The 17270-nt window shown below is 42.6% G+C and carries 9 protein-coding genes; 1 reads left to right on the plus strand and 8 read right to left on the minus strand.

Annotated features, from left to right (window positions below):
• Nucleotides 1-13: 13 nt before the first annotated feature.
• From FW774_RS16470 to FW774_RS16505, 8 genes are all read right to left on the minus strand, one after another.
• Nucleotides 14-1747 (minus strand): T9SS type A sorting domain-containing protein, encoded by a 1734-nt coding sequence (locus FW774_RS16470; RefSeq protein ID WP_149349304.1) that lies wholly within the window; start codon nucleotides 1745-1747, stop codon nucleotides 14-16.
• 40 nt (nucleotides 1748-1787) lie between these two features.
• A complete protein-coding gene (locus FW774_RS16475; RefSeq protein ID WP_149349305.1) occupies nucleotides 1788-2942 on the minus strand; it encodes a hypothetical protein in 1155 nt (384 codons plus the stop codon).
• Between the two features lie 7 nt (nucleotides 2943-2949).
• Complete coding sequence (locus FW774_RS16480; RefSeq protein WP_149349306.1) at nucleotides 2950-4119, minus strand: family 43 glycosylhydrolase; 1170 nt, start codon at nucleotides 4117-4119, stop codon at nucleotides 2950-2952.
• Between the two features lie 42 nt (nucleotides 4120-4161).
• Nucleotides 4162-5217, minus strand: a complete 1056-nt coding sequence (locus tag FW774_RS16485) for a cellulase family glycosylhydrolase (protein ID WP_149349307.1) — start codon at nucleotides 5215-5217, stop codon at nucleotides 4162-4164.
• 117 nt (nucleotides 5218-5334) lie between these two features.
• Complete coding sequence (locus FW774_RS16490) at nucleotides 5335-6822, minus strand: RagB/SusD family nutrient uptake outer membrane protein (protein WP_149349308.1); 1488 nt, start codon at nucleotides 6820-6822, stop codon at nucleotides 5335-5337.
• Nucleotides 6823-6835: 13 nt separating this feature from the next.
• Entirely contained in the window at nucleotides 6836-9928 is a 3093-nt protein-coding gene (locus FW774_RS16495) for a SusC/RagA family TonB-linked outer membrane protein (protein ID WP_149349309.1), read from the minus strand.
• Between the two features lie 24 nt (nucleotides 9929-9952).
• Nucleotides 9953-11176: a hypothetical protein gene (locus tag FW774_RS16500; RefSeq protein ID WP_149349310.1), complete on the minus strand. Its 1224-nt coding sequence runs from the start codon at nucleotides 11174-11176 to the stop codon at nucleotides 9953-9955.
• 19 nt (nucleotides 11177-11195) lie between these two features.
• Nucleotides 11196-12890, minus strand: a complete 1695-nt coding sequence (locus FW774_RS16505; RefSeq protein ID WP_149349311.1) for an arylsulfatase — start codon at nucleotides 12888-12890, stop codon at nucleotides 11196-11198.
• Between the two features lie 176 nt (nucleotides 12891-13066).
• On the opposite strand from FW774_RS16505, the gene FW774_RS16510 reads away from it, so the two are divergent.
• On the plus strand, nucleotides 13067-17113 hold the full coding sequence (locus tag FW774_RS16510) for a hybrid sensor histidine kinase/response regulator transcription factor (protein WP_149349312.1): 4047 nt from the start codon (nucleotides 13067-13069) through the stop codon (nucleotides 17111-17113).
• The last annotated feature ends 157 nt before the right edge of the window (nucleotides 17114-17270 follow it).

Genomic DNA, 17270 nt, shown 5'->3' on the forward strand with positions numbered 1-17270 from the left:
TGGGAGTTTTATATCATTCTTTTATAAAAGTTTGTGAAAGCGGTTGCCCGTTAATTTCTAATTTTAAAATATAGGCGCCTTGGGGCAGTTTATTAATATATAGTGTGGTTTCTGTTGTATTGGGTTGTGCAATGGTTTTTAATACAACTTTACCGTCTGCCTGTATAATGCTGATAGCAGCCTTATTTGTAATGTTTTCGTGCCGGATGGTTAATTTATCTGTGGCCGGGTTAGGGTAAACAGAAAATCTGTACGAATCAGCATTTTTCACAGATTTTACTTCACTATAAGTATAGCTTCCATCCAGATCGAGCATTTTTAAACGATAGTAGGCAACTCCTGAAAAGTTAATTGCATCGCTGCCTGAATACGTATGTGTGCCCGAAGTGTTTTTAGCAGGTACTGTATTTACAGGTGTGAAGCTTTGACCGTCTAAGCTGCGTTCAATGATGAATTTATCGGTGTTAAGCTCTGATTCTGTAGTCCAGCTTAAAGCAACAGTATTCAGCTTTTTAACTGCATTAAAAGAAGTTAGCTTCAGTGGCAGGGTTGAGCCTGGTGTGAAAGAAATGCCTTTGAAAATATAGTTTGCAGACGGAGCGGTGATCAGTGTGGTAAGGCCCGGAGCGGCTGTTGAGTTGTATATATCGGGATCGGTAAACTTCAGCACTTTGTAAACGGAGTTAACCGGGTCGTATGCTGTGGCATACAAAGTGGCGTTACCTGTAGCATTTAGTTGTCCTACCAAACCTCTGAATTTTAAATTGTTTGCATCGTTAGCATCGGTCCCGGTATAGATCTCGTATTTTAAATCCCAGTACCCGGATACATTTTTGACGTATTTTTTAATACTTCCCTTGTGCCCGGCTGTTGTACCGTCATCGGTGGCAAATAATACATCGTTACCTACAATTGAAGCATTGGCATCGTAAATTACATATTGGCAAATATTAACGGGTACGCCTCCCGAGCCTGTGGCTACAGAAAAATCGGCTCCCAGAAGGTTAGTGACTGTAGCTCCCGATGCAGTGGTTGGTATCGCGGTAGAAAACTCGCCTAAGCGAATAGCTGCGGCATTGCCCAGGGCAGCGGCGTTGCCCGAAGTATATAGCTGTCCTGAAAAAATACCGGGAACCCGTAAATTGCTTTGCGTGGTTTGTACCTGGTTAAACACATCAACATTTCCGGTGCCTGCATTATTATTGATGTAAAAAACACCCCCGGTAGTAAGGTTTGCGGATCCGCCGCCGGCATATAATCCCGTGCCGTCGTTTAATGCGACCGTTCCGGTTAGCCTGGCGTTGGTGACATTGCCGGCAACACTACCATCTCCGGTTGAAAACACGCCGGCCGGCAATGTATACGATTTCAGGATACTTGATGTGCCACTGCTGCCGTATAGCTGTATTTTAGCCAGATCGCCTGTGCCGTTGGTTGCAATGGTTCTGCTGTCGCCGGCGTTTTTTGCATAACCGCCAACGGCCAGGTACATGCCATTAGGTGATAGCTGGTAATAGCCTTCATTTGTACTACCTCCATCGCCCACAAGGCCACTAACGGTATGTGTATTGACTAATACACCACCGGTAGTATATTCATCCAGGTAAATGGTAGAATAAGTGCCTGAAACGGGGGCGGTACTGTTATCGCCGGAGCGAACTATTAGTAAATTACCTGGTGAAAATGATTGCGAATACGCTGAAACAGCGGATAGCAATGCCATACAAAGTGTAAGTTTTTTCTTCATGATGTTTAAGTTTATGGCTGATTACAGCCGGTTTTATAATTTATTGTTTAGTTTTCTGAAGCAGGTTGATATAATCTGTGTAAACCAGTGGATTGGTGTAAAACTCTCCGTTGCTATTCAATCCAAATGATTTTTGCAGAAATAACGGGTTTAAAAACCAGGAATCGGATGCCGGAGTAACACGTTTTACATAGCCTTGCTGTAATAACGGATACGTTGCCAGAACTACATTATTCTGCTTAAAATAACGATAATAGGTATTCAGGTAATGCGGAATATACCAGGATTGAGAGAGGAACATCTCTTCCCATTGCTGGTATGGTATTTTTCCAGTATTCACTAAGCTTAGCCATTCATAAACTTTAAGATTTTGCGGCAGGTTATATTTTTTTATGAATGCCTGTCCTTTGGCACTTGCAGCTATAACATCGTTAAAGTGCTTATTGTATAAGCGGAATAAGGAGAATTCGGGAACAATAATGGGTTTGTCCGGCATTAGCGTGCGTACGTAACGGAATGCCTCTGCTATTTGCAGGGTATCTGCAATGTGCAGGTGGATGGCTAAGCCGGTGATCTCCTTATTGTTTTGGGCAAACTTTATTAATTCTGAAACGCCCGGTTTTTGCTGCTGCTTTTTTTCAAAAAGTGCCGGAAGAGAGCCTGCATAAAGCTGGGGTTGTTTCCATCCGGGATGATTTTTATAGAAGCTGATCACATGGTGCATTAAGCGCCGGGTAAAAATTACCAAGGGTACCTGATGTTCCTGGTTGTATTGCAGATCGCTTTCAATAGTTTCCAGGTTGGGCTCGTTGCCTAACGTAAAAATATTTACGTACGGGCCAACGCGGTTCAGGATGTTATCAACAGCAGCGAAATAGGTTTTTTCTCTTTCAGACCCGGGCTCCGGCATGGCCAGCTTTCTTTGCGCAAAGTCCCACCTGAGCCCGAATACAATTTTATATCCTTTTTTGCCGGCTTCTGTAACTTTTTGTATTGCCGTATCGGTTTCAAGATTTAGTTTGCCGTCGACATAATCTAAAATACGTGGCGTTGTTCTGAGCCATTGCACCTGTGTTTTAGCAATGTATTTGAAATTAATGTTTTCGGGATTGTGATTGAAATTCAATCCCAATTGCTGTGCGAATGTGGTTGCTGTGCAACAAACGCTTATCAAAATACAGGTTAAATACTTCATAGTTTCATTAATGAGCATAAAAGCTGTTCGCCCTCCTGATATCGGGCATTAATTTGTTGTTTTCCCATTTTACAGGTACCACTGCGGGGCGGCAGGTTACAGGGAACTTATCGGCCATCAGTCCACGTGGATTGAAAAAGGTTGTTGACCACCAGTTGCCTGCTTTATCCTGGAAAAGATTGTTGTGCCCGCCTGCAAGAATAGCCGGGTAACGTGGGCCGTAAGGGCCGTAAATATTATCGGCTTCGGCTACCACCACATCGTAGCTGTATACCGTTTTGGTTTTTTTCTCATCTTTTAAAAAGGTATACGTGCCATCAGGTAGCGGAACCGACCATACGGTTTGCAACAACTGGTATTTACCATGATGCTTATCCAGCCAAACACCTTCAATGTAGGGTTCCGGCTGGTATGGCGTTTCTTTAAAGGTTCTGAACGGTTCGGCAATATCGCTCAGGTCTTTGTTCATGCGGGCAATATAGTGGTTATGTCCAATCAGGTAGACTTCACCATTCGTGTCTTCAAACAGGCTGAGATCGATATTGTTAAATATGGCCTTATCTTCGTTGCCTTTAATGTTTTTATATGGGCCTTCCGGTTTTCCGGATATGCTTTCAAGTACAAAAGAGCCGTTTCCTCCATTCAGACAGGCTATCATTAACCATTTTTTGCTGCTTTTAACATAGTGCAGCTCGGGCGCCCAAACTGCTCTGTACAATGAGTCAAGCGGATCGCCGTTAACGGATTTAGCCCCGGCTGGTATGGGTTTGCCTTTGCGCTGCCACGCTGCCGCGTCTTTATCAAAAGACCATATTCTGCCAAGACTGCTCCAGTGTTTCATGTCTTTGGAACGCCACAGGTACAAGCCATCATTATAGTCCCAGCAGTGGATGTTACCATTGGGAAAAACTCTTCCAGGTGTAGCTGTGGTTCCTGTTAAATAGAAATATCCATCAGGGCCATACATCACATAAGCATCCCGCATCCATACATCCAGGATTGGTTTGACCGATGAGGGTACAGTTAGCTGCATGCTGCCAACGGGTGCTACCGGGTTACTGAATGCCGTTTGCGAGGTTTGGTTACTTGTTGTTTTATGCTGCGCACATGCCTGCGTAAGAAAAACAAGGAATACCTGGCTGATGATGATTGTATATTTTAGTTTTTTAAGTAACATACTATAGGGGTTTTAATAGGAGAATGTAAACGGTTATGATGGTCATTGTTTACCTGTTAGTTGTTTTATGGTCTGTATTTCTGTGAGACTGAAAGGCGTACCATCTTTTCTGAAAATATCGTGAAACCATAATTCCGGTTCTTTCCCACTGGGCATTGGCGTGTCCCATGCATAGATGGTATTGGTTTTACCCGAAACAAGCCCCCAGTTAATGGCTCCGATATTATCCTTTTTTAATAAAGGCATGATATTGCAAAAAAGACTGCCGTTTCTGCGGGCCATGTATTCGCTGCAGATTATCGGGCGATTGTATTTTTTCAGTTCTTTTATTTCTTCCAGGTGATTATCGGTATATGAATAGTTATGGTAGGTAATGATGTCTGAATTTTCAAGCTGGAACTTATTCAGGTCGCTGAATTTTTCATTCTTGTTCCAGATAGCGGCGGTAACAGGCTGCGAAGGGTTTACAGCTCTTGCCCAGCTGAATACAGCCTTTAGCAGGGGCAGGCTTTTATTAACGTTTTTATTGTTACCGGGTTCATTGTACAGATCCCAGGCTAATATGCGGTTGTCGTTTTTAAAGGTGGTCATTACATCCTTTACATAGGCTTCCAATACGTTCAGGGTATCCGGGTGGGTATAGATCATGGTGCCGGGATCTCTTACCCAACCGCTATTATGTATCCCGGTTTTAGGTTCAGGTTGTTTACCGGGGGCATACGTATCGTTCCAGCAATCGTCAAAAAATACCAGTATGGTTTTTATACCGTGTTTGTGAGCGATGCCCAGGTAGTTATCCAGGCGGTTTTTAAAGCCTGTTTTATCCGATGTCCACAATATATGGTGCAGGTACACCCGCATGGCGTTGAAGCCCAGTTGCTCAGCCCATCCTAATTCCCTGTCAATAGTTTCAGGGTCGTAGGTGTCTTTCTGAAACATTTCTAACTGGTTGATGGCAGTGCTTGGCTGAAAATTACAGCCTCTGGGCCAGGGTTGTGTTTTATACCAGTTGTTTGCCTTTTCTTCGCTCCATCTCTGGGCCTGAACGTTCAGGCTGAAAATGGCTATCAGTAACGTAAGCGCAAATACACATCTCATCTCGAATTATTTTAGTTGGATTTTGTTCATCCCAAGTTAAAAGAGAGTGTCTAAAAAGTCTGCTACGGTCAGCGTGATTGTTCATTGATTGGCTTTTTAGACACTCTTCTGTTAGCATTAATTATTACCGTAGCCGGGATTTTGGACACAAAGCTTGTTAGCGCTTATCTCTGACTGAGGGATCGGGAATAATACTTTTTCGGGGGTAGCCTGTGTAGCCGGAACTCCGCGGGCGAGGGCCGATGATATGAATGTTCCCTGGCGGATCAGATCCTCCCTGCGTTTGCCTTCTGAAATAAATTCCCAGCCCCGTTCTTTAAATATGGCTTCCCTGAAACTGGCCTGATCGGGAGTATTGACCAGGGTAAGGGCTGCCAGACCGGCACGTGCTCTTACCTGGTTGATCAGGGTAAAACATTCGGTAGGAGGAATTGCGTTTAATTCATTTAACGCCTCTGCACGGCTTAGCAGAATATCGGCATAGCGCAATATGGGAACATCGTTACCGCTGTTATTGCCTATGGTATTGTTATCCCAGTATTTAAAGCTCCGGGCATTATCACCGGCTAAAATATTAACGGTTGCATTAGAGTTGTTGATGTAACTGGTACAGATCAGCGAACGACGTTGATCATTAGAGGCCATGCTGTTAACAAAGTCGGTCCGTAAACGATATTGTGTAGCGAAATTGGCCATGGTTGACTGGTACACATATTCGGGTAATTGTGGTGTGCTTTTGAAGCCGGCAGGCAGAGCCCCGGCCATAAACCAGTTGCCGAAATCTGTTTCGTTTCTGCACTGTAGAACCAATATCATTTCTTTATTGGTCATCCCTTCATTTTCTACCCGGAATAAGTCTTTAAAGGCATATTGAGTGGTTGTGTAATAATTAAGGCTTATTACAGACTGACAGGCATCGGCAGCTTTTTGCCATTGTTTAGTGTTAAGGTAAAATTTAGCCAATACAGCGTAAGCTACCCCTTTATTGAAACGGCCATAGGCTTCTTCCTGTCCCGGGTTTGGCAGGTCTGCTACAGATTCTGTCATCTCGGTAGCGATAAAATCCTTCATTTCATCATCTGTCGCCCTGGCCAGATCGCCTGGTTGCGAAGTAGATGTTCTCAAAGGTACAGGACCGAAGAAACTATATAAGGTGGCATATGAGTATGCCCTTAATGCTCTTGCTTCGGCTTTGAACAGTTTTTTATTGGCATCAGATGTATTTACATTATCAATATTCTCGATAACGCCATTGGCATCACGTATGCAGCGGTAGGCAGGAGCCCATATATCGGCCTGGAATGTGCCGAGATTAGCATCCCAGGTGAAATTAATAATGTTGATCAGCTGGGCGTTTTCTGCACCTCCCGAATTGAAAGCCATATCGGTGCACATTTCCGAATTATTGATAACAAACCGTGAGTTTTGCTGGGTTTGCTGTTGTGCATAAGCCGAGTACAACAAGGCTTTTATACCATTCTCTGAAGTGAGTACGTTTCCCGGAGCAAATTCGGAGTTAGGAGTAACTTCCAGCGCTTTTTCGCAAGAAGCGAAACCTGCGGCTACAGCCAGCAGCAAGATATATTTAATTATATTTTTCATCATTTTTGGAATTAGGTTAAAACTGCACATTAAGGCCACCTGTAAATGTTCTGGTTAATGGGTACGAGTTATAATCAACTCTTAATATGTTATCGCCAATAGCGTTAACAGCCGGATCGGCACCTGAATATTTAGTGAACGTGTACAGGTTCTGCCCGTTTATAAAGATGGTTGCATTACTGATGAATTTATTTTTTGGAAGAGGTAGTCTATACGATAAACGCACAGATTGTAATCGTAAATAAGAAGCGTCCTCTACTGTTTTGTTGGTCACGTTTTTAGAACCTTGTACATCGCCCGGTATAAATGATGGATATTCGTTGGTTGGATTAGTTGGGGTCCACCTGTTAAGGTATAATTCGGCAAGCTTGTTCCTTCTAAAATCTACGGGATAGTATGAATCAACAAGGCTGCTGTTCAGCATTTTTGCGCCATGCGAACCTTCAAAGAAAATGGCCAGCGAGAGTCGTTTATAACTAACGTTAGTGTTAAAGCCATAATAAAAATCCGGAAGTGCATTGCCGAGAATTTCTCTATCGCTGGCATCAATTATCTTGTTGTCGTCTTTGTCTAAATATTTCAGATCACCGGGACGTACACCGGCCGGCGCTTTAGAAAAATCATCGCCAGTTTGCCATACGCCTATAACAACATAGCCGTAATATGAACCTATAGATTCGCCGGGTTTTAATATGCTGTATTCGCCAATATTGCCGGGGCCGCTGCCAATAACCTGAGAAACACCACCTAAGCTTAATATTTTATTTTTCAGTGTAGTGATGTTAAAATTGGCATCCAGTTTAAAATCTTTATCCTCAATAATTACTCCATTCAGGGCAAACTCGAAACCGGCATTCCGCATACTTCCTACGTTTTCTGTCCGTGCGCCAAAGCCGGAACTTAATGGCTGCGGCACACTGTACAGCAGGTTGAATGTTTTGCGATTGTAATAATCAATGCTTCCGGTAAGCCTAGAGTGAAGCAGTCCAAAATCCAGCCCGATATCGGTTTGCCTGGCCGATTCCCATTGCAAAGATGGATTGGGACTTCTGGAAGGTTGTAACGATGTTACCCGCTGACCGTTAAAAACAGCGTCTCTGCCGGCGGCATAAGTAGACAAATACAGGTAGTTATCGTTGGGCTGGTTACCGATGGCACCATAACTTGCCCTAAGTTTAAGATCATCAACAAGCGTTACATTTTTCAGGAAATTTTCCTGTTTAATTTTCCAGGATACTGCCGCAGAAGGGAAATATCCGAACTTGTTTTCCGGGCCAAACCGGGCTGAACCGTCGGCTCTGATAGATGCTGTAAACAAGTACTTGTCTGATAATGTATAGTTTACGCGGCCTAAGTATGATACCAGGATATTTTCCTGACGGCCATTACTTACGCCATTAAGCGTTTGATCGCCTGTACCTAATGCATTATAGGTGAGATCGGGTAGTGCAAAAGATCGGGCGTTAGCTACTAATGAGCTGGACGTATAACGTTCATAGGTAGCTCCGGCCACTCCCGATAATTTATGCTTCCCAAAGGTTTTGTTAAAATTTAAGGTTCCTTCTGCCAGGTAATATCCCCTTTTACCATCACGCACATCGGCATAGCCGTTGTAGGATGCACCGGTTAAGGTAGAAGGGTCTATCCAGAAATAGCGTTGTGCATCGTTTATATCGGCTCCTACGCGTACTTTAGCGGATAATGAAGGGATGAAGAAATATTCTGCATAAATGTTGCCAAATGTACGATAAGTGTCTCCAACCGAATATTGTCCATTAATTACAGCCAATGGGTTATCCATAGGAGCCATTAGTGGAGAGCGATAGTAGGAACCATCAGTGTTATAGGCCGGTGCTGTAGGGTCATAGTTTTGAGCCATGTATAATGCACTGGCATTATCGTTTAAGCCGGTTCCGTTAGCATTGTAATGATCGCGTATGTACGCGGTAGCCAGACTGATACCTACATTGTATTTTGATGGAACGCTTGTTTCAAGGTTTACCTTGGCATTATACCGTTTGGTAGAAGAATTTAACATTACACCATCCTGATCGAAATAGCCGGCCGAGATATAATATTTGGTGTTCTGGTTACCTCCGCTAAATGAAACATCGTGCGATTGTATGGCCGCTTTCCTGAAAAGTAATTCCTGCCAGTCGGTATTATAATTGGTACCCGTTACAGGTATATACGTGTTGGTATTTAAATTGCCATCGGCTATAATACCGTTAATGGCAGCTGTATATTCGTCGCCTGTCATGTAACGTTGAGTATTACTCACTTCCTGCCTACCGTATGTTGCATTGTAGTTTACGGTAAGTTTGCCGGCTTTCCCTTTTTTAGTGGTGATCATCACTACGCCGTTAGCGCCGCGTGAACCGTAAATAGCTGTCGCCGATGCATCTTTTAATATCTCTATGGAAGCAATGTCAGATGGATTTAAGGTGTTTAAAGGTGTCCTGTTATTCGGGTTATTGGTGGTTCCACCGGGGCTTGCCGAACCGACAGCTACTGCGTCATTAATGGGCATTCCGTCAATGACATACAGTGGTGCATTATTCCCGGTTATAGAGGTAATACCCCGTACCTGGAGGCTCATGGCGGCTCCGGGCTCACCGCTTTTCTGGTAGATCTGTACGCCCGGCGTTCTTCCCTGTAAGGCCTGTTGTACGTTGATATTAGTTCCTTTGGTAAGATCATCTGCTTTGATAGAGGCTACAGAGCCTGTTAAGTCACTTTTTTTAACAGTTCCGTAACCGATAACAACAATTTCGTCTAAAGCTGTGCTTTCGGGCTCTAAACTTACATTAGCGATGGTTTTACCATTTAAGGCTATTTCTTTGGTTGCATAGCCAATGTACCTGAAGATCAGCGTGGCATTAGTTGAATTTACACGAATGGTAAACTTCCCGTTTGCATCAGAGGTGGCGCTACCGGATGCGCCTTTTACAGCAATACTTGCGCCAATAAGCGGTTGGCCGTCTGTGCTGGTTACGGTACCTGTAACATTGGTTTGCTGGGCTTGTAGTTTGCCGCACAAAACCATTGTAAAAACGGTAAACAGATATATCAGCCTGTTCCCGGACAATGTAGTAATTAATCGGTTCATATTGGTTTATTTTAATTTAGATAGTTAATCGCAAGGGCTTTGGTTATTAATAATTTGTTGAAACTGATCTAAGAAGCTGTATGATTTCTGGTTACGCCCGTTCAGTTGTTCTACAGATCTGTTCAGGAATAAGCCGTTTAACACCCAAGGGTCTGTATCGGCTGTAAAATCTGTATTAAGCGGATAAGCTTGCCGTAACGCGTAAAATGTAAGGTAAACATTGCCCGTGGCTTTAAAAGCCTTATATGCTGTGCATAAATAATTCTTTTTAGCTTCAAGATAGGGCGAGTTGCTCCAGAACGCGTACCATTCTTCCGCAGGCCGCGGATTTTTTAAGGCATAATCAATATATTGATAATTCTTAGTAATGCTGGCAGACGGAGCATAGATCTTATCAGTTGAGCTGGCGTTGGCTGCAGTGATAAAGGCCGGGGCAATAGCCGTATTATTGTACGATTTCCAGTATTTCATCAGCGAGAATTCGGTGACCAGCATCTTCTGATCTTCCCGGATTTTGTCCTTTGCAAAATTTAATGCGGTGGTCATCTCGGCATCTGTACTGTGGTGAATGTGCAGATCAACCCCGGCCAGGTAAGAGGTGGCCTTGGCAAACGCAAGCAGATTGGTATAGCCTGCATTGCTTTGCCTGTCTGTTAAGTACAGGTTGTCAAATGATCCTAAAAAAATAGGTTTGTTTATATTATTCTGCACAAAGTAGGTGTGCACTTTGTCACAGGCCGCTTTATAAAAACTGTTTAAAGGCTCATTCCAGGTAGATTGCGCTGCTTCAATAAACGGTTCGTTACCTACAACAATTACATCCGTATAAGGCATTACTTTAGCGAGCAGCGTATTGATGAAATTGAGGTAATTGTTCCAGTCAGTGCTATTGACCGCCGGAAATCCGTTTGCTAAAAAATTAAACTTCAGGTTCAGAACGGTATTATAACCCCTGGATTTTAAGCTGTTAAAAGCGGCTATTTTTGCATCGGTATTGATGGTTCCGGCTTTATAAACATCTATGAATTCAACAAAACATCTTACCCATTTTGTTTTAGTATCGGCCAGATCCTGCATGTCGGCAACGTCAACCTGCTCATTCAGGTTTACGCCCATTTTATAGCTGTAATCACTGGTAGCTGGTGGTTCCGGCTGTGCTACGGTTGCCTTACTTTTCTCTTTCTTGCAACTGCCGGTTGTTAGTCCCAGCAGGATCAGTGCAGCAAATAATTTTGAAACATTTTTCATTTCTCTGGTTAATTATAATTTAGTTATTGTGTTTGACTATAGGTTTGGGTAGCGCATGGTATTGCAGCGCCAGTTGTGCCCATTTTTTTTGCATGTCGGCTACCTTTTCGGGATATTTTGCTGCCAGGTTGCTGGTCTCTGAACGATCCTGAGATAGATCATAAAGCTCCCATCCTGATTTAGCATCAACGCGTACGATTTTCCAATTACCCTGCCTTAATGCAGCAGCGCCATTATGTTCCCAGAATAGTTCATCATGCAACTGCCCGTTTATTTTTCCGGTGAAAACAGGAAACAGGCTTTTGCCGGGAGTCGGGGATATGTCATTGCCCTCAAATGTTGTCGGGTAAGATGCTCCTGCTACCTCAATACAGGTCGACATCAGGTCTATGAGATGTGCGGGCGTATGATTGATGCTGTTTTTGTTCTTTATTGCCCGTGGCCAGAAGGCGATAAATGGCGTGGAAATTCCCCCTTCATGTTCTTTTGATTTCCAGTACCTAAATGGTGTGCACGATACATTGGCCCATTGAGGGCCTATACCGGCGTAAGTGGTTTGTGGGCCGGGCAATACCTCTTTGTTAACCGGGTAGGCTATTGTTTGGCCGTCTCTGGTGGCGCTGGGCCGGTCAAATCCCGGTCCGAAAACAGATGGATTTTCCGGGCTTGCTCCGTTATCAGACATGAACATGATCAGTGTGTTATCTAACTGCCCGTTCTTTTTTAGCTGGGCAATTACTTTACCAACATTCTGGTCTAAACGATCGATCATGGCCGCATGTACCGCCATGGCCCGGGCATCCCATGCAGAATCCACATTAGTTTCCCATTGTTTATCCGGGTACATAAAATCAGATAGTTTTACGGTTTTCGGATCAAGTAATCCAAGCTTTACCATGCGTTGGTAGCGCTGTTCGCGGATATATTTCCAGCCTTTTTTATAGGTATTCTCATACTTTTTAATATCCTGCTCTAATGCCTGTAACGGCCAGTGAGGGGCTGTAAAAGCCATATAAATAAAAAACGGATCTTTCTTTGCCGAAAACTGGTTGATATAAGCTGCCGTAGAATCGCCAATAACATTGGTATAATAAAAATCTTTCGGAACCGCTGGCACTGGCTTCGTACCGTTTACAAGGGCAAACGGATCGAAATAATCTACCACGCCCCATATATTTCCATAATATTTCTGAAAACCTTTATGTGTAGGATAAGATAGCGTATCAGAAAAATCTCTGTCAGTTATTTCATGGTTCAGCCATTTCAGTTGGGTTTCCTTGTCTGGAAAAGCCTCCGTTTCTGATACATGCCATTTACCCACCATTCCGGTTTGATAACCGGCTTGTTTTAAAACCTGGGCAATAGTAACCGCATTGGGTTGCAGAAATCCCCGGTAACCGGGTGTATGCTGATCTGTTGTCATATTGCCGATACCGGCGGTATGCTGGTATAACCCGGTTAACAATGAAGCTCGTGAAGGACAGCAGCGGCTGTCGTTATAAAAGCTGCTTAACCGTATACCCTGTTTGGCCAGCCAGTCGAGGTTAGGGGTATGAATTTCGCCGCCGTAGCATCCAATGTCAGAATAGCCCATGTCATCAGCCAGAATAATAATAATATTAGGCTTGGTATTGGCGGTAAAAGCGAAAACATGTAGCTGGGTACAAGTGAATAAAACAACCAGAATTGTTCTCAGGTACAATAAAAATTTCATAACAGGTTAATTGGTTTTTGATAAGCAATTTTAGGTCAAAATGTTCCATGTCCATTAGTACAAATGTTTAAATATTAAGCACTATTGTTTAGAATGCAGGATGCCGGGCTGTTTGATTGAACAGGTAAAGAATTTTATTTCCATATTCGTATAATACACCACTAAGCCAGTTATTTATGCGGTATATCAGTATTATTGTTTACCTGTTTTGTTGCCTGAATTGTTACGGACAGGCTCAGGATATACGATTCAGAAAAATTACTTCTAACCAGGGACTATCGCATAATACGGTGTATGCCATTACTCAGGATGCGGAAGGGTTTATGTGGTTTGGTACGCGGGAAGGTCTGAACCGGTATGACAGTTATGAGATTAAAAATTATTATATCAAAAATGCCGGGTTAGGCGAATCTGCAAATAAAATAAGTTCATTACTATGCCATAACTCGCTGATATACGTAGGCACAGACAATGGATTATATGTATATGATGCTAAAACTAACCGTTTGCAGGATAGCAGGGTTTCGCCCAATAAATTAACTGTATTGTTTCTCTTTGAATGGCAGCAGGCTATCTACGTGGGTACAACTACAGGATTATATAAGTTATGGAATAACCGGTTTGAGCTGATAAGCAGAAAGAATAGTGCTGCAAAAGCCATGTGTTTGGTGGCCGATGACTATTTTTTGTTAGCTGCAAATAATAACCTGGAGCTGATTAACAGCAAAGGGCAGGTGCAACGCGTATTCAATGCATCGGCTTTGGAAGCCTTATCTCGTAATGATTTCAATGTATTTAATATCTATAAAGATGCTAAAGGACGGATATGGCTTTCAACTAATTATGGTCTTTACAATTATAATCCGGAAAATCAACGGTTCAACCGCATTCAGTTTGCAACAACCGAAACCCGTGAAACCAACACCGTCAGGTCTGTTTCGAGAAAGCAGAATACCCTATTTATTGGTACTGAAGACGGTCTTTACCTGTATAACCTGAAAACCGGACACTCCGGAAATTATTTGCAGGCATTTAACAGTAATCCACGGAAGTTAAACGATAAGGCCATTTATTCAACCTATATAGCCAAAGATGGTTCTGTATGGCTTGGAACATATTTTGGAGGAGTAAACTATATTCCGCCGAGCGACTTTGGGTTCAGAACCCTGATGCCCAACGATAAAATAAACGGCTTAAGCGGAAAAGCCATCAGCCAGATGATGGAAGATAGCCAACACCATATCTGGATAGGAACAGAAGACGGAGGCATTGCCATCTATAATCCGGCTACAGATGCCTATATGCATGTTAACAAAACCAGCTCGCCCTTTTATTTGACGGTAAATAATGTGCATGCCATACACGATGATGGCTACGGAAATATTTGGGTAGGTACCTTCCTGGGAGGTCTGCATCAGTTTGATATCCGCAGCAATAAAACCATTGTTTATACCCATCAGCCGGGCAATGCAAAATCCCTGTCTAATGATATGGTATACGCTGTTTATCGCGACAGCAGGGGCGTGCTATGGGTTGCAACCCAGAACGGGCTGAATATTTTTAATTATCAAACCCGGACTTTCAGTCTGTTCAGACCCTCAGTTTTTGGGAATAAATTTATTTATGATATCGCCGAAGATAAAAACGGTGATTTGTGGTTTTGTACCCGTTATGATGGTATCTTCCGGTTCAATCCCATCAATAGCCAGCTAACGCATTATGCTGCCGGGAATAAATATCCGGTATTAAAAAGTAACCAGGTTATCAGTGTGTATAAAGACAGCAAACAACACCTGTGGTTTGGTACGCTTGATGGCGGCGCTACCAGGTATGACATTGATCGCAATGTTTTTAAAACCTATACCATGGCAGATGGGCTGCCCAATAATAATGTTTACGGAATACTGGAAGATGATAATAAAGATATATGGTTCACAACCAACCGCGGTATTTCAAGGCTTAACGTGCAAACAGGCAAGTTTACCAGTTTTGATACGAAATACGGGTTGCCCTCTAACCAGTTCAATTTCAAATCCTACCTGAAAACCAGCGAAGGGCTATTGTATTTTGGTAGTATCAATGGAGTTTGTTTCTTTAATCCGGCTATTATAGCCTCAAGGCGTACCGTTCTCCCGTTGCGGTTTACCGACTTTCAGCTTTTTAATCAAAGCGTAGAACCTCAACCCTCAGGTATACTTGAAAATCAGATAGATTATAGTGCTGAAGTAAGTTTAACCTATAGCCAGAACGTATTCACCATAGCTTATGCTGCAATAAACTATGCAAATCCGGGTAGTACGAATTATGCCTATTACCTGGAGGGATTTGAGAATAAATGGAATTATGTGGGTAATAAAACCAGTGTTACCTATACCAACCTTTCGCCCGGCAAATACGTTTTTCATGTAAAAGCGGTAAATGCCGACAGAACAGCCAATAGTGCTGAACGTATATTGAAAATACGGGTATCACCGCCGTTTTATTTAAGCCGGGTCGCTTATTTGCTGTATGTTCTTTTGCTGCTTGCGTTGGTATGGGCTTATGCAAGATTTATAAAGTTTGTGCATAAAAAGCAGCTGGAAGTAAAGTTAGAACGGCTTGAAAAGCAAAAGATCACTGAAGTAACGCAGCACCGGTTAAACTTTTTTACGTTTATTTCTCACGAGTTTAAAACGCCGCTGACGCTCATCCTGGCTTCAATCGATAAGTTTATAGAAGAGCATGGAAGTCAGTTCAGAAAAAGTGTTGAATTATCCAGTATTAAGAATAATGCCTCCATCCTGTTTAAGCTGATACAACAGTTAATGGAATTCAGAAAAATAGAAACCGATCACGCTGCTATTAATCTTTCAAAAAAAGATATTGTAGGGTTTATTCGCGAGCTTTCAGATTCGTTTATAACCATTGCGGCGAAAAAAGGAATTGAGCTTGAATTTCACCCTGCCGTTGAGCTATTTGAGTGTTATTTTGATGCAGATAAAATGGAGAAGATCTGCTTTAATATCATATCAAATGCCATAAAAAATACTTCTTCGGGAAAGATATCCGTAAGCCTGGATATACGGGATAAGGATATCAATGCCAAATGGCTGACCGTTATGGTGAAAGATACCGGAAGAGGAATGTCGGCAAAAGAACTGAAAAATGTATTCAATCCATTTTATAAATCCCAGGAAAACCAGGCAATTAACCGGGAAGGCAGCGGCATTGGCTTGGCATTGGTAAATAGCCTGGTTAAATACCTTGGCGGAGAGATAACTATAGACAGCGAGGTAGACCGTGGTACTACCATACAAATTACCGTGCCGGTAATGATGCATCTTAATGATGCTGATCTTCATAATAAAAAACTATCGGTGGTTACTGTCCCGGAGCAATCGCCGGAGCCGGAAAGGCAAAACACGGTTAATGATAACGAAATAATATCAACAGCAACAGATAACAATCAGGCAATGCAAGTGAAATACACTCTGCTGGTTGTAGAAGATAATAAGGAGCTGCTCACGTTTCTGTATAAACATTTTTCGGCAGCATATCATGTAATTACGGCCACCAACGGCCTGTTAGCACTAAAGAAAATAACAAAAAATCCGCCGGATATTATCATTAGCGATGTAAAGATGCCCCGTATGGATGGTTTTGAGCTTTGCCGGAGAATTAAGAACGACAAAAAATATAGCTATATACCCGTAATACTACTGTCGGATAGTACCACAGAAAATATTAAGATCGATGGCCTCGATACCGGGGCCGATGCCTATTTAGGTAAGCCGTTTAACCTGAAAGAGCTTGAACTGTTAATTACCAATACCATTAAATCCAGGGTTAAGCTTAGAGAATATGTAATAGGTATTGGGAAGCTGGTCGCAGAAAATCTGCCGAATAATAATAAAGACCAGGAGTTTCTGACCAACCTGAACGATGTGCTGGAGAAAAGTTTTTCAGATACTTCGATCACTATCGAGGATATTGCGGAGCAGCTGCACATGAGCAGAACCACGCTTCATCTGAACCTGAAAAGGATATTAAATAAAAGCGGGACAGAGCTGTTAAATGAATACCGGCTGAAAAAGGCAGCAATAATGCTTGAAAACGATATGCCTGTTAATGAAGTAGCGTATTATTGTGGCTACGGCGACCCTAACTATTTCAGCCGGATATTCAAGAAGATCTATCATAAAACGCCATTGGCCTATAAGAGAGAATATGCGGCTAATAACTGATACGTATATTCCCGAATACGACGAATTATAGTTGGAGCAACCAGATTCTTTGGGTTATAAGGCTTTACCCATAGACGTTTTATTGGTACGATTATCTTTCGTTTCAGAACAAATTGTTTTGAATCGTACCGGTGGTTTTTGTATACTTGACGTAAAA

It is taken from the genome of Pedobacter sp. BS3, assembly GCF_008274585.1.
In the GTDB taxonomy this organism is placed as follows: Bacteria; Bacteroidota; Bacteroidia; order Sphingobacteriales; family Sphingobacteriaceae; genus Hufsiella_A.

Bases quoted from the DNA above. Each gene is read 5' to 3' on its own strand.
- FW774_RS16485 (WP_149349307.1), bottom strand. From the start codon at position 5,217: ATGAGATGTGTATTTGCGCTTACGTTACTGATAGCCATTTTCAGCCTG.
- FW774_RS16490 (WP_149349308.1), bottom strand. From the start codon at position 6,822: ATGATGAAAAATATAATTAAATATATCTTGCTGCTGGCTGTAGCCGCA.
- FW774_RS16505 (WP_149349311.1), bottom strand. From the start codon at position 12,890: ATGAAATTTTTATTGTACCTGAGAACAATTCTGGTTGTTTTATTCACT.
- FW774_RS16475 (WP_149349305.1), bottom strand. From the start codon at position 2,942: ATGAAGTATTTAACCTGTATTTTGATAAGCGTTTGTTGCACAGCAACC.
- FW774_RS16510 (WP_149349312.1), top strand. From the start codon at position 13,067: ATGCGGTATATCAGTATTATTGTTTACCTGTTTTGTTGCCTGAATTGT.
- FW774_RS16500 (WP_149349310.1), bottom strand. From the start codon at position 11,176: ATGAAAAATGTTTCAAAATTATTTGCTGCACTGATCCTGCTGGGACTA.
- FW774_RS16495 (WP_149349309.1), bottom strand. From the start codon at position 9,928: ATGAACCGATTAATTACTACATTGTCCGGGAACAGGCTGATATATCTG.
- FW774_RS16470 (WP_149349304.1), bottom strand. From the start codon at position 1,747: ATGAAGAAAAAACTTACACTTTGTATGGCATTGCTATCCGCTGTTTCA.
- FW774_RS16480 (WP_149349306.1), bottom strand. From the start codon at position 4,119: ATGTTACTTAAAAAACTAAAATATACAATCATCATCAGCCAGGTATTC.